At 74.2% G+C, this 12,336-nt stretch carries 15 protein-coding genes; 7 read left to right on the top strand and 8 right to left on the bottom strand.

The window, feature by feature from the left end; all coding sequences use genetic code 11:
• The first annotated feature begins 45 nt into the window (after positions 1 to 45).
• Entirely contained in the window at positions 46 to 1,536 is a 1,491-nt protein-coding gene (locus tag BTM25_RS10425; protein WP_235828328.1) for a class I adenylate-forming enzyme family protein, read from the top strand.
• Here the strand turns inward: BTM25_RS10425 and BTM25_RS10430 are convergent, their stop codons facing one another.
• Positions 1,537 to 1,980, bottom strand: coding sequence for a MarR family winged helix-turn-helix transcriptional regulator (locus BTM25_RS10430; protein ID WP_103562468.1), 444 nt, complete (start codon positions 1,978 to 1,980; stop codon positions 1,537 to 1,539).
• A 118-nt stretch (positions 1,981 to 2,098) separates the two neighbouring features.
• Between BTM25_RS10430 and BTM25_RS10435 the strand changes: the two genes are divergently transcribed.
• Together BTM25_RS10435 and BTM25_RS10440 are read left to right on the top strand one after the other, a co-directional pair.
• Positions 2,099 to 3,283 carry an MFS transporter gene (locus BTM25_RS10435; RefSeq protein ID WP_103562469.1) on the top strand — a complete coding sequence of 395 codons (1,185 nt, stop codon included), beginning with the start codon at positions 2,099 to 2,101 and terminating at the stop codon, positions 3,281 to 3,283.
• Between the two features lie 42 nt (positions 3,284 to 3,325).
• Positions 3,326 to 3,964, top strand: a complete 639-nt coding sequence (locus BTM25_RS10440) for a LysE family translocator (protein ID WP_103562470.1) — start codon at positions 3,326 to 3,328, stop codon at positions 3,962 to 3,964.
• A gap of 29 nt (positions 3,965 to 3,993) precedes the next feature.
• On the opposite strand, the gene BTM25_RS10445 is transcribed toward BTM25_RS10440, so the two are convergent.
• Together BTM25_RS10445 and BTM25_RS10450 are read right to left on the bottom strand one after the other, a co-directional pair.
• Positions 3,994 to 5,664 (bottom strand): serine/threonine-protein kinase, encoded by a 1,671-nt coding sequence (locus BTM25_RS10445; RefSeq protein ID WP_103562471.1) that lies wholly within the window; start codon positions 5,662 to 5,664, stop codon positions 3,994 to 3,996.
• Positions 5,665 to 5,741: 77 nt separating this feature from the next.
• A complete protein-coding gene (locus BTM25_RS10450) occupies positions 5,742 to 6,407 on the bottom strand; it encodes a TetR/AcrR family transcriptional regulator (protein WP_103562472.1) in 666 nt (221 codons plus the stop codon).
• Between the two features lie 273 nt (positions 6,408 to 6,680).
• Here BTM25_RS10450 and BTM25_RS10455 point away from each other — a divergent pair, with 273 nt between their 5' ends.
• Both BTM25_RS10455 and BTM25_RS10460 read left to right on the top strand, forming a co-directional pair.
• Complete coding sequence (locus tag BTM25_RS10455; RefSeq protein WP_103562473.1) at positions 6,681 to 6,920, top strand: hypothetical protein; 240 nt, start codon at positions 6,681 to 6,683, stop codon at positions 6,918 to 6,920.
• A 128-nt stretch (positions 6,921 to 7,048) separates the two neighbouring features.
• Positions 7,049 to 7,315, top strand: coding sequence for a DUF6504 family protein (locus BTM25_RS10460; RefSeq protein ID WP_103562474.1), 267 nt, complete (start codon positions 7,049 to 7,051; stop codon positions 7,313 to 7,315).
• Here BTM25_RS10460 and BTM25_RS10465 read toward each other — a convergent pair.
• From BTM25_RS10465 to BTM25_RS10480, 4 genes are all read right to left on the bottom strand, one after another.
• Positions 7,312 to 7,992 (bottom strand): DUF4328 domain-containing protein, encoded by a 681-nt coding sequence (locus BTM25_RS10465; protein ID WP_103562475.1) that lies wholly within the window; start codon positions 7,990 to 7,992, stop codon positions 7,312 to 7,314. The genes BTM25_RS10460 and BTM25_RS10465 overlap by 4 nt on opposite strands.
• An 81-nt stretch (positions 7,993 to 8,073) precedes the next feature.
• On the bottom strand, positions 8,074 to 8,430 hold the full coding sequence (locus BTM25_RS10470) for a hypothetical protein (protein ID WP_103562476.1): 357 nt from the start codon (positions 8,428 to 8,430) through the stop codon (positions 8,074 to 8,076).
• On the bottom strand, positions 8,431 to 9,081 hold the full coding sequence (locus BTM25_RS10475; RefSeq protein ID WP_103562477.1) for a response regulator: 651 nt from the start codon (positions 9,079 to 9,081) through the stop codon (positions 8,431 to 8,433).
• A complete protein-coding gene (locus tag BTM25_RS10480; protein WP_103562478.1) occupies positions 9,078 to 10,256 on the bottom strand; it encodes a sensor histidine kinase in 1,179 nt (392 codons plus the stop codon). The genes BTM25_RS10475 and BTM25_RS10480 overlap by 4 nt, the downstream gene beginning before the upstream one ends.
• 120 nt (positions 10,257 to 10,376) lie before the next feature.
• Here BTM25_RS10480 and BTM25_RS10485 point away from each other — a divergent pair, with 120 nt between their 5' ends.
• Complete coding sequence (locus BTM25_RS10485) at positions 10,377 to 10,640, top strand: hypothetical protein (RefSeq protein WP_103562479.1); 264 nt, start codon at positions 10,377 to 10,379, stop codon at positions 10,638 to 10,640.
• A 155-nt stretch (positions 10,641 to 10,795) separates the two neighbouring features.
• On the top strand, positions 10,796 to 11,026 hold the full coding sequence (locus BTM25_RS10490; RefSeq protein WP_103562480.1) for a hypothetical protein: 231 nt from the start codon (positions 10,796 to 10,798) through the stop codon (positions 11,024 to 11,026).
• A gap of 223 nt (positions 11,027 to 11,249) precedes the next feature.
• On the opposite strand, the gene BTM25_RS10495 is transcribed toward BTM25_RS10490, so the two are convergent.
• On the bottom strand, positions 11,250 to 12,230 hold the full coding sequence (locus tag BTM25_RS10495; RefSeq protein ID WP_103562481.1) for a sigma-70 family RNA polymerase sigma factor: 981 nt from the start codon (positions 12,228 to 12,230) through the stop codon (positions 11,250 to 11,252).
• Between the last annotated feature and the right edge of the window lie 106 nt (positions 12,231 to 12,336).

Consider the following 12,336-nt stretch of genomic DNA (forward strand, 5'->3'; position numbering starts at 1 on the left):
CGAACCGCGCGTGTCGGTGCGCATACCGGGCGTAGCCTCCTCTCCATGCAGGAGGCTCGGATGGACGACAATCTCGCCGCGTCGCTCGCGCGGCGCGCGGAGACCCGGGGCTGGCGGGACCGCCCCCTGTTCCGGACGGCCGGCGGAACGCTCGGCCACGGCGCCGTCCACGACGCGGCGGCCCGCGCGTCCGGGGTGCTGCACGCCGCCGGGGTGCGGTCCGGCGACCGCGTCCTCATCGCGCTGCCCGACTCGCCCGCGTTCGTTGCCGCGCTGCTCGGTACGTTGCGGCTCGGTGCGGTCGCGGTGCCGACGGGGCCGGAGCAGAGCCCGGACGAGCACGCCCACATCGTCGCGGACGCCGAGCCCCGCACGGTCGTCTGCGCGCCCGACCTGGCCGGGCGCTTCGCCGGACGGCACGTGATCACCGGCGACGACCTCGCCGACGAGCCCGCGTGCGTCCCCGATCCCGAGCCGGTCGGGCCGGACGCGCCCGCCTACGTGCAGTACACGTCCGGGACGACCGGCACGCCGAAGGGCGTCGTCCACCGCCACGGCGACGCCGAGGGCTACGTGCGGGCGCTCGCCGACGGCGCGCTCGCGCTGACGTCGAGCGACGTCGTGCTGTCCCCGGCGAAGGCGTGCTACCCGTTCGGGCTCGGCGCGACGGTCTTCTTCCCGATGTTCCGGGGCGCGTCGGCGGTGCTGTGGCCGGACGTCCCGACCGTCGCGGGCCTGCTGGAGCAGGCGCGGACGCACCGGCCGTCGCTGCTGTTCACCGTCCCGACCCTGTACGCGCGGCTCGTCGCGGCCGACGGCGCGGACCTGCGCGAGGCGTTCGGGACGCTGCGCGCCGCGCTGTCGGCGGGGGAGCCGCTGCTGCCGTCGCTGGCCGCCCGGGTCGAGGACGCGCTCGGCTGCCCGATTTTGGACGGCCTCGGCAGCACCGAGGCGGGGCACACGTTCATCTCCAACACGATCACCCGGCGGCGGCGCGGCACGCTCGGCGTCCCGCTGGACCCGTTCGAGATCGAGGTCCGGGTGGACGGCCGTCCCGCGCGGACCGGCGAGACCGGCGTCCTGTACGTGCGGGGGCCGTCGGTGACGCGCGAGTACCTGGGCCGTCCGGAGCGGACCGCGCGGGTGCTCGGCGCGGACGGCTGGCTGCTCACCGGCGATCTCGTCCACGTGGACGAGGACGGCTTCGTCCACCACCACGGCCGCGTCCGCGACCAGGTGACCGTGCTCGGCGAGCCGGTCGCGCCGGTCGAGGTCGAGCGGACGCTCGGGCGGCACCCCGGGGTGGTCGAGGTCGCGGTCGTCCCGGACGCCGACGGGGACCTGCGCGCGTTCGTCGTCCTGGACGACGCGACCGCCCCGACCCGCGCCACCGAGGACGACCTCATCGGCTTCGCGGGGGACCGGCTGCCCGCGCACAAGGTGCCGCGCTCGGTGGTGTTCATGGCGGAGATGCCGCGCACGTCGTCCGGCAAGATCCGCCGCGCGGTGCTCGCGCGGACCGGGCGCGGCGCCTGATCACACCTTCAGGTCGGCGAGGGACTCCAGCGCGCGGACCAGCGGCGTCAGCTCGGGCAGGTCGGCGGCCTGCGCGAGCGCGTCCTCCAGCGCGGCGTTGTGGGTGGGGGCGGCGCGCAGCTCCAGCGCGCGTCCCTCGTCGGTGACCTGGGCGTAGATGCCGCGCCTGTCCTCGGCGGAGATGACGCGGGTGAGCAGGCCGCGCTCCTCCAGCCGGGTGACGAGCCGGGTCGTCGCGCTCTGGCTGAGGACGAGCCGTGCCGCGAGTTCCTGCATCCGCGTGTGCGGCCCGTCGGGGCCGGCGAGGTGGTGGAGCACGCAGAACTCGTTGACGCTCAGGCCGTGCTCGGCCTGCAGCGACCGTTCGATGCGGTCCTCGATGCGGGCCTGGAGCGCGGCGAGCGTCCGCCAGCCGCGGGCCCGCGCGTCGTCCGGACGTGACACGGCTCACCTTCCTGCGCGTTTGCCGCGCACGCTAGTTGCGTGCTGAGATAGTCGGCGTCTGCAATTAATGCTTCAGCTCGCTATCGGCGTACGCCGGTAATCCTACCGGAGGACCGTCATGCCCCTCGCCCTGCTGGCCCTCGCGCTCGGCGCGTTCGGGATCGGCACCACCGAGTTCGTCATCGCCGGGCTGCTGCCCGACCTCGCCGCCGACTTCCACACGTCCATCCCGGCGGCGGGCCTGCTGGTCTCCGGCTACGCGTTCGGGACGGTCGTCGGCGCCCCGCTCGTCACCGCCCTCGGCGCCCGGCTGCCCCGCAAGGGGATGCTGCTCGGGCTCGTCGGGCTGTTCGTCGCCGCGCACGTCCTGTCCGCGCTGGCGCCGGGGTTCCTCGCGCTGCTCGGCGCGCGGATCGTCGCGTCGTTCGCGCACGGCGCGTACATGGGCGTCGGGTCGGTCGTCGCGGCCGGGCTGGTGCGGCCGGAGAAGCGCGCCAGCGCCATCGCGCTCATGTTCGCCGGGCTGAGCCTCGCCAACGTGCTCGGCGTCCCGCTCGGGACGGCCGTCGGGCAGCGGTTCGGCTGGCGCGCCACGTTCTGGGTGATCGCGGTCGTCGGCGTGCTGGCGTTCGCCGGGATCGCCGCGCTCGTGCCGCGTTCGCCGCGTCCGGCGGCCGGGATCCGCGGCGAGTTCGGCGCGTTCCGGCGCGGACGGGTCTGGCTCGTCCTGCTCACCACCGCGCTCGGCTGGGCGCCCGCGCTCGCCGTGATCACCTATGTCGCGCCGCTGCTGACGGACGTCACCGGGTTCTCCTCCGGCGCGGTGCCGCTCGTCCTCACCCTGCTCGGCGTCGGGATGCTCGCGGGCGGGCTGCTCGGCGGACGCTACGCCGACCGCGCGCCGCTGGCCAGCGTGTACGTGACGGTCGCGGCGCTGGCCGTGACGTCGCTCGTCCTGCTGGTCACCGCGCACGGCAAGGTGACGGCCGTGGTGACGCTCGCGGTGTTCGGCGTCGTGGCGTCCGCGACGATCCCGGCGCTCCAGTCGCGGGTGCTCGCCACCGCCTCGGACGCGCAGACGCTCGCGTCGGCGGCCAACGTGGCGGCGTTCAACCTCGGGAACACGGTCGGCCCCGCGCTGGCGGGGGCCGCGATCGGTGCGGGGCTCGGTTATACGGCGCCGCTGTGGGTGGCGGCGCTGCTCGGGGCGGGCGGGCTCGCGGCGGCGGTGGCGTCGGCGCGGCTGGAGCGGCCTTCGGTCGCGTCGGCCGCGGTGGACGCGCGGGAGCGGTCGTCGGTATAAATCCTGTTTTGCCTGGCGAGCCGGGTCATTAGGGTGCCGGTCATGGTCGCCCCCGGAAACCTCCTCGCCTTCTCGGCCCTGGCGCTGCTGATCATCCTGGTGCCGGGGCCGAGCGTCCTGTTCGTGGTCGGCCGCGCTCTGGCGCACGGCCGCCGCGTCGCCCTGACCGGCGTCGTCGGCAACGAACTGGGCGCGCTCGTCCTCACCACAGCCGTCGCGTTCGGTGTCGGGTCGGTCGTCGCGCGTTCGCTCGTCGTGTTCACGGTCCTGAAGCTGTGCGGCGCTGCTTACATCGTGTACCTGGGCGTCCAGGCGTTCCGGCACCGGCGCTCCCTCGCCGAGGCCGCCGACGCGGTCGCCGGGCCGGTCGGGACGTCGCGGGCCCTGCGGCAGGGCTTCGTCGTCGGCGTCACGAACCCGAAGACGCTCGTGTTCTTCGCGGCCGTCCTGCCCCAGTTCGCCGACCCGGCGCGCGGCGGCGTGCCCGCGCAGATGCTCGTGTTCGGCCTGGTCTTCTGCCTGCTCGCGCTGCTCTGCGACGGCCTGTGGGGCCTCGCAGCCGGGACGGCCCGCGCCTGGTTCGCCCGCTCGCCCCGCCGCCTGTCGGCCGTCGGCGGCACCGGCGGCCTCATGATGATCGGCCTCGGCGTCGCCATCGCCACCACCGGCCGCAAGGACTGATCGCCTCGGGGCGGCCGTTCACGCGGACGTCAGTGGATCTCGGAGATCTCGAAGTCGTCGAACAGGACGGTCACCATCGCGTTGGACTGTCCCGCGCGTGCGACGGTCAGGCCGGCGTTCCCGTTCGGGAGGATCCGGTCGTCGTCGGTCGCGGACGCCGCGCGCGTGCCGTTCAGCCAGGCCCGCAGCCGCATCTTGCCGCCGTCCTGCTCGCAGGCGAACTGGACGGTGTTCTGCTCGCCGGGCCGGTAGCCGGGCGCGTCGCCGGAGGAGTACAGCTCCTTGGAGCCGCCGTCGGGCGTGGCCTTGCGCAGGACGGTCCCCTTGCCGTCGCGCCGGACGAGGAACCGGTAGGACGGCAGCAGGTTCGTCTTCCCCTGCGAGCTGCGGCAGTAGACGCCGAACTGCCCGTAGTCGGGGCCGCCGGTGACCTCGACCTTCACCGTGACCAGCTCGCGGACGGGCAGCGGGCGCTTGCCGACGTCGATCGGCGAGTCGGTGACGGCCGAGTCGGTGGAGTCGTTCAGGTCGATGCGGTAGTGGCCGCCCTCATAGCCCTCGTCCGGCGCGGGCGGGGTGTAGGCGCTCCCGGACCAGCCGGACGCGGTCTGGCTGAAGTCGTCGCTGAACACGCTCGCGGTGTCGGTCGGCGGCCCGGACGGACGCAGCGCCGCCCACGCCCCGATCCCTGCGACCAGCACGAGCGCGACCGCCGCCGCGCCGAGCGCCAGCGGCTTGCCCGGGAACCCGCGCGGCGGGGGCGGGTCGTGGCGGGTGGGGTCGGCGGAGACGCGGCGGGTCTGCATCGTCTGGTCGTAGGCGGGGCCGTGCCACGATGACTGGACGGTCTCGGCGATCCGCTCGGGGTTCGGGCGCGGGTGCCCGACGAGACGGCTCAGCAGGTCGTCCACCGTCGGCCGCTGCCGGGGGTCCTTGTGCAGGGCGGCGGCGACGACGTCGCGGAGGGCCGGGTCCAGGCCGTCCAGCGCGGGCGGCTCGTGCGCGACGCGGTACAGGATCTGCGGCATCGTCGCGCCGTCGAACGGGGCGCGGCCGGTGCCCGCGTACGCGACGACGCAGCCCCAGGAGAACACGTCGGACGCGGGCGTGACCGGTTCGCCGCGCAGCAGCTCGGGCGGCAGGTAGTTCGGGGTGCCGACGAACTGGCCGGTGCGGGTGGGGCCATCCGCCGCGTCCAGCGCCCGCGCGATCCCGAAGTCGATCACGCGCGGGCCGGTGGACGACAGCAGGACGTTCGCGGGCTTCAGATCCCGGTGGACGATCCCGGCTCCGTGGATCGCGGCGAGCGCGGTCGCGACGCCGACCGCGAGGCCCTCCAGGTCCGAACCGGGCAGCGGCCCGCGCTCGGCGACGGCGTGCTCCAGCGTCGGCCCGTCGATGAACTCGGTGACGACGTACAGCGGCTCGCGGTCCAGTTCGGCGTCCACGACCGGCGCGGTGCAGAACCGGCGGACCCGCCGCGCCGCGGTGACCTCGCGCCGGAACCGCTCCAGGAACGCCGCCTCCCCGGCCAGCTCGGGGTTGATGACCTTGACGGCGACCCGGCGGCCCGCCGCGTCCTCGCCGAGCAGGACGGTGCCCATACCGCCCCGGCCGAGCCGCGACAGCAGCCGGTACGGGCCGAGTTCCCGCGGATCGCCGGTGCCGAGCGCGTCGTTCTCTCGTGCGTACGAGGTCATGGAGAGGTCCTGGGAGGTTTCTCGGGGAGCTGTGGGGAAACCATAGCCGTCCCGTACGCGCCGGGAGGAATCGGAATTCAGGTCCAGTCGCGCATGGTCTCGCGGGCGATGCCGGCGAGGTCGGTCATGCGGCGGGCGATGGCCGCCGGGTCCCACACGTCGAGCCGCGCGCACTGGTCGAACGCGACCCGGATCGCCGCCGAGTGGAACGCCACGATCAGCGCCGCCCGCGGGTCCCCGGGGTCGACGTCCTCGCGCTCGGCGACGACCCGCGCCAGCGTCTCCTCGGTCTCGTGGAACCGGGCCATCTGCGCGGCCATGAGGGACGGGTTGGCCTCCACGACCTGCTGGACGCGGCGGAACCGTCCCGTCTCGTCCGGGCCGGTTTCGGCCACCGCGCGCAGCATCGCCCGCATCGCCTCGACCAGCGCGGTGAACGGCCGCTCGTCGGCGGGCCGCGCGCGGACCGCCGTGATCAGCACCTGGTCGAAGTCGGTGAGGAACGCGGTGACGACGTCCTCCTTGGTGGCGAAGTAGCGGAAGAACGTCCGCTGGGACACCTCGACGGCCGCGACGATCTCGTCGATCGTCGTCTCCTCGTAGCCCTTGCGCAGGAACAGGTCGAGCGCGGCGTCGATGAGCGCGAGCCGGGTGCGCTGCTTCTTGCGCTCGCGCAGCCCGGCGGCGGGGACCGTGCCGGCGGCCTCGGGATCGGGCAGACCGGGACCGGGGGCGGCGGTCATCGAGGGACTCCTTCGCGCGGTGCTCGCTTTTTCTTAGTGGGTCTATCACGCCGGGCTCGGACCCGTCCCCGTCGGCCGCCCGCGTAAGCATCTCGTGACCCTCTGTTCCGTGACCGCCACGTTACGCGCGGGCAAGAATGAGCCGACTGAGCCCCGCGCGACCCGGGTCGCGCGGTGCGCGCCACCCCCTCGTCGCCGGGCGACCGGCGGCGAACCTTCACCCCGAGGCGGCTGATCACGGTGTCCGTAGCCCGTGCCCAAGAACCGGCGCAGATGCGTCGGCGTCATCTCGCGCTGCTCGCCCGCGCGGTCGGTGCGCGCGGGCTGCACTGGCGCCTGGCGGGGCCGGGGGAGTCGGTCCTCGCGGTCACCGGGCCGCGCTCCGGGCAGCAGGTGATGATCGTCGCGATGCCCACCGGGGCGGGCTGGTCGTACCTGTGGACGGGCGGGGGCTACGCCGACGTGACCGCCGTCGACCATGCCGCGGAGGCCATCGCACACCTTCTGACCTGATGTTTCGTCCCACCCCGCCTTGCTCCCCGGCGGCGGCGTTCCCTAGACTCGGCCTGCCGAACACATGTTCGAGCGTTCCGCATGACTTCCCCCGTGCGGCGATGACACGACAGGGACGGGGGGAGTGGATGACGCGCGTGTTCGCCGATCCGGTGGCGGTCGCGACGAGCGGCGGGGAGCCGTCGGAGTTCGTCTGGCAGGGCCGCGCCCACGCGGTGCGGCGGGTGCTGGAGCACTGGGTCCTCACGCCGGACTGGTGGCGGGACCCGCCCGCCGGCGAGGTCCGGCTGGACTACTGGCGGGTCGAGGCGTCCGCCGGGGACGGGCTCGCGGTGTACGAGCTGCGGCACGAGCCGTCCGGCGGCGCGTGGACGCTCACGGCCGTCTGGGACTAGTCGCCGCGCAGCAGTTGCAGCCGGGTGATCTGGAAGACCGTGACCATGCAGAACGCGGCGGCGAGCGCCTGGCACGCCGCCGCCGCGACGCCGAGGTGGACGTCGAACCGGGCGTCGGCGAGCGTCTCGACGTCGGCCACCGCGAACAGCCGGGCCAGCAGCGCGCCGGACAGCAGGAACGTCCACCAGCCCGCCACGACCGCGCCCGCCACCTGGCGTTCCGTCGTCCGGTACCGGCCGCTGTTGACCCACACGTCGTACACCACGCGCGGCGGCACCCACAGGTTCACGACCGGGCACACCCACCCGAACACCACCCAGACGCGGTGGTGGCGGTGCGGTCCGGGCGACTGCCGGTGCGCCCGCCACAGCCAGCCGAGGTACAGCAGCCCGGTCATGCCCGCGAGGACCGCACAGACGACGAACACGTCCGCGTACGGCGCGAGGACCCTCCCGGTGTTCACCGGGTCATAGGTGTCGTGGGTCTCGCCGCGCAGCGGGCCGCCCGCGCGCAGCAGGCTGATCCCCGACCCGAGCGCGATGAAGGCGTTGAAGCCGAGCAGGAGGAACACCGCCACGCCGACCGCGCGGAAGTCCCGGCGCCGGGCCCAGGCGCCGCAGTGCGGACAGCGCACCACTTCGCGGGGGATGATGTCGCCGCAGAGCGCACACGGCATGACCTCACCTCCCTGGCGCATTTGCCCGCACGTATCCCGATCCTACGTAACGCATGACCGGACATCGTCCGATTAAGCGGGTCAGAGGACGAGATGAGTCCCGGCCACGGCGCCCGGCACCGCCACGACCAGGAACAACGCGAGCCGTCCCCACCCGCCCGCCGCCACCAGCCGCTGCGGCCGGAAGCCCGTCGTCAGCGCCAGCGCCCACCACGCCGCCGCGACCCCGACCGTCAGCGGCAGCGCGCCGAACCCGACCAGGGCCGGCGCCAGCAGCGCCGCCGGGGCCGTCAGGACGTGCGCGAACACCGCCGGACCGCGCGTCCGGCCGGGCAGGCCCGCGCGCAGCCCCGCGAGGACCGCGCCCCACCCCGTCGCCGCGACGATCCACAGTACGAGCACCGGCGTCGGGAAGCCCGCCAGCGACTCGGGCGCCACCTAACGACCCGCCAGCCCGGACTCCCACGCCCACGCCGCGACCTCGACGCGGTTGCGCGCCGCGAGCTTGCGCTGGACGCTCCCGAGGTGCGTCTTCACCGTGGACGGCGACACGAACAGCTCGGCCGCGATCTCCTCGTTCGTCCGGCCGCGCGCGACGAGCCGCACCACGTCCAGCTCCCGGTCGGTCGGGCTCTCGCGCGGCGTCCGGGGCACGGCGGGCGGCGTCGCGAGCCGCTGCAGCAGCCGCACGGTGATCGAGGGGGAGATCAGCGCCGCGCCGTCGGCCGCCGCCCGCACCGCCTCCACCAGCAGCGCCGGGCCGCTGTCCTTCAGCAGGAAGCCGGCCGCGCCGCCGCGCAGCGCGCCGTAGACGTACTCGTCCATGTCGAAGGTCGTGACGATCACGATCCGCAGCGGGTCGGGGACGCCGGGCCCGGCGAGCAGGCGGGTGGCCTCCAGGCCGTCCATGCGCGGCATGCGGATGTCGAACAGGCACACGTCGGGGCGCAGCTCGCGGGCCAGCTCGACCGCGCGGACGCCGTCGGCCGCGTCGCCGACCACGGTCATCTCCGGCTGCGAGTCGATGATCATGCGGAACCCGGCCCGCACCATCTCCTGGTCGTCGGCGATGAGCACCCGGATCGTCACACCGGCGATTCTCGCAGGACATCCCTAATGGGCAGAACGGCGACCACCCGCCACCCGCCGTGCGGACCCGGCCCCGCCGACAGCCGCCCGCCGAGGGACGCGACCCGCTCGTCCAGCCCGGCCAGGCCGAACCCGCCGGACGGCAGCAGGCGCCCGCGGCCCTGACCGTCGTCGGTCACCTCGATCGTGACGGCGTCCGGGCCGCTCCTGGTGATCGCGACGCGGACGTGGGTCGCGTCGGCGGCGTGCTTGCGGACGTTCGTCAGAGCTTCCTGGACGATCCGGTGCAGCGTCGTCGCGACCTCCGGCGGCGGCGCGCCGACGTTCCGGTCGATGATGAGGGAGGCCGGCGGGTCCGTCCAGCGCTCGACCAGGTCGATGACCTGGTCCAGGCCGCCGACCGGCCGCAGGCCCGCCGGGTCGTCGGACGCGTCGCGCAGCAGCCCGACCATGCGCCGCATCGACGCCAGCGCCTCCCCGCCCGCCTTCTCGATCGAGGCGAGCATGCGGTCGAGCTGCTCGGGGCTCTGCGCGGCCGCGGACCCGGCCGCGAACCGGGCCGCCTGCGCCTGCACGACGATGCCCGTGACGTGGTGCGCGACGAAATCGTGCAGGTCGCGCGCCAGCTCCAGGCGCTCGTCCCGCCGGGCGCCGGCGAGCGCGCGGACCCGCCGGGCGTCCAGGGCTCGCAGGTAGAGCCCCGTGCCGATCGCCACCACGACCAGCCCGCCGAGCGGCGCGACGGCGACCAGCACGACCGCCGCGCCGGGGCTGCGGAAGGCGCAGAACGCCACCGCGCCGCCGGTCAGGGCCGTCAGCGCGGGCAGCCGGGGCTGCGGCGCCTTCCAGACGACCCGGACGACGAGCACGAGCAGCCAGGAGACCTCCAGGAACACCATCGCGCCGAACCCCGGGGAGTGCGTGGCGGCGGCCAGCAGCGTCACTGCGATCGACGCCGCCGCGGCCCCGGCGGCCCACCGCAGGACGTTCCGCGACGCGAGCGCGCCGATCGCCGCGGCCACCGTCACGGCGTCCACCGCGAGGTGGACGGGGGTGGTCTGGCGGAGGACCACCGAGGCGAGCAGGACGAGCGCCGTCGCGCCCCAGCCCGCGAGGCGCAGCAGGCAGCCGCCCGCCGAGTGGACGCGTTCGAGCGTCCCGCGCTGTTCCGTCACGAGTCCCGAGGCTACGACCTGGGGCGCACCCCCGGATCAGCCGTTCGTATGACGTGGCGGGGCCGAACGGTAGACGGCGGGTCGATGCGGCGGGGGCGGCCGTCGGCGCACCCTGGATTCATGAACCTCGTCTTCGTGCCCGCCGCGCTGCTGTTCCTGGCCTTCGTCCTGTACGCGGGCCTGGCCGTGCCGCTGACGGACGTCCTCGAACCGCTGCTCGACCGGTGGCGCGCCCGAAAATCCGTTGAGCGGCGCGCGGCCGATCCGCCATTCTCGGCGCGGGCGGCCGGTGACACTCCGAATCCGCTCACCGGCCCGGCCGTCCCCGGCCGCTCGGCCGCCGCCGCCCGCTCCAGTGGGCCGTCCGGCCACGCCCCGCCATGATCCGCGCACCGTCCGTCTCCGGCGCGCGGAAATGTCAGTGGCAGGACATAACGTGAGTTGCAGGTGAGACGAAGGCCACGGAATAGGAACCGGCTCGGAGAGCTTTTTTCTGGCGTGGTACCGGGTACGACCCGTGTCGGAGGAAGGGGTAGCCAGTGAACGAGACGACGTTCCATCTGACCCACCCGCGATTTCACGGCCCCGCCGAACGCACGCTCGTCGAGCCGTGGCTCGGCGAACTGTCCGGCCTGGCGCTGAACGGCTACACCGAGACCGCCCCGTCCGCCCGCCCGGCCCTCGTGCCGAGCCCGCCGTCGGTGGTGGAAGCGCTGGTCACGCCGTCCGGCTACACCGACCACCGCCGCCGGGTGGCCCTGGCGGCCTGACGTCCCGGTGCCCGTGGCCCGACACCACGGGCACCCCCGAACCCTCCCCGCCCCGCCACAACCCCCGCCATTCCAGCAAGCCGGATATAACGCCCACCCACCCCGAACTCTTTGCGCTATTCCAACATCGACATGACAACTAGGTAACAATTACCTCACCGTCATGTCACTGCCCTCCCGCCGCGAAACCGGTTACCCGAACAGGCCCGTACTTGTCCGTGGTTCAGGAGTGGACGCGCGGCAGGGCGAAGTCGTCGAACAGCGCCTCTTCGATGAAGCTGAAGACGTGCGTGATGCCGTCCGGTCCGAGCGTCAGCACCTGGATGGAATGGGCGTGGAGCAGGCCGTCCTCGTCGCGCAGGTACATCGCGAACGACGGCTGGCCGTTCGCGTCGACGGGCACGAGCCGGTTCCCGCCCGGCCCGGACGCCGACAGGCGGGAATGGAGCAGCCGTCCGATCGACGTGCGGCCGTGGAACCACGAAATGACAGGCGGCATCTCCCACGACGCGTCCTCGGTGAGCAGCCGGGTGAGCGTCGGAACGTCCACCGCCTCGAACGCCCGCACATAGCGGTCGAGGAGCGCGCGGCGCGCGGGTTCGGCCGGTTCGGCGATCTCGTCGTCGGCCGGGACGAGCCGCGACAGCCGGGCGCGGGCGCGCAGCAGCGTGCTGTTCACGCCGGTCGCGGTCATGCCGAGCATCGCGGCGACGTCGGCGGCGGGCCAGGCCAGGACGTCGCGCAGGATGACCACGGCGCGCTGCCGTCCGGGCAGGTACTGCAGCGCGGCGATCAGCGCGAGCCGCAGCCCGGCGCGCGTGGCCACGACGGACGCCGGGTCGTCGGGCGCGGCGCCGAGCAGCCGGTCGGCGAGCGGCCGGAGCCAGGCGACCTCGGGTGCGCGCACGCCGCTGCGTCCCGGGTCCTCCGACGGCGGCGCGAGGCCGGACGGCATGACCCGCCGGCTGCTGTGCTCCAGGGCGTTCAGGCAGGCGTTCGTGGCGATGCGGTACAACCACGTCCGTATCGACGCCCGGCCCTCGAACCGGTCGTACGACCGCCACGCGCGCAGGTAGACCTCCTGGACGACGTCCTCCGCGTCGTGGACCGAGCCCAGCATCCGGTAGCCGTAGGCCAGCAGCTCACGCCGGAAGGGGTCGGTCAGCCGGGCGAACTCCGCCGCCTGGTCCTCATCGGTTCTCATCAGTCGCACCTCCCCTTCTACCGACCGGCGACGGCGGGAGAAGTCGTCGGCCGCCGCCCGCCGAATTTCCGCATCGGCCCGGTCTGTACCGGCAACCGATGAAGGG

The organism is Actinomadura rubteroloni, assembly GCF_002911665.1.
In the GTDB taxonomy this organism is placed as follows: Bacteria; Actinomycetota; Actinomycetes; order Streptosporangiales; family Streptosporangiaceae; genus Spirillospora; species Spirillospora rubteroloni.

Bases quoted from the DNA above. Each gene is read 5' to 3' on its own strand.
- BTM25_RS10435 (WP_103562469.1), top strand. From the start codon at position 2,099: ATGCCCCTCGCCCTGCTGGCCCTCGCGCTCGGCGCGTTCGGGATCGGC.
- BTM25_RS10450 (WP_103562472.1), bottom strand. From the start codon at position 6,407: ATGACCGCCGCCCCCGGTCCCGGTCTGCCCGATCCCGAGGCCGCCGGC.
- BTM25_RS10485 (WP_103562479.1), top strand. From the start codon at position 10,377: ATGAACCTCGTCTTCGTGCCCGCCGCGCTGCTGTTCCTGGCCTTCGTC.
- BTM25_RS10495 (WP_103562481.1), bottom strand. From the start codon at position 12,230: ATGAGAACCGATGAGGACCAGGCGGCGGAGTTCGCCCGGCTGACCGAC.
- BTM25_RS10440 (WP_103562470.1), top strand. From the start codon at position 3,326: ATGGTCGCCCCCGGAAACCTCCTCGCCTTCTCGGCCCTGGCGCTGCTG.
- BTM25_RS10445 (WP_103562471.1), bottom strand. From the start codon at position 5,664: ATGACCTCGTACGCACGAGAGAACGACGCGCTCGGCACCGGCGATCCG.
- BTM25_RS10455 (WP_103562473.1), top strand. From the start codon at position 6,681: ATGCGTCGGCGTCATCTCGCGCTGCTCGCCCGCGCGGTCGGTGCGCGC.
- BTM25_RS10460 (WP_103562474.1), top strand. From the start codon at position 7,049: ATGACGCGCGTGTTCGCCGATCCGGTGGCGGTCGCGACGAGCGGCGGG.
- BTM25_RS10425 (WP_235828328.1), top strand. From the start codon at position 46: ATGCAGGAGGCTCGGATGGACGACAATCTCGCCGCGTCGCTCGCGCGG.
- BTM25_RS10465 (WP_103562475.1), bottom strand. From the start codon at position 7,992: ATGCCGTGTGCGCTCTGCGGCGACATCATCCCCCGCGAAGTGGTGCGC.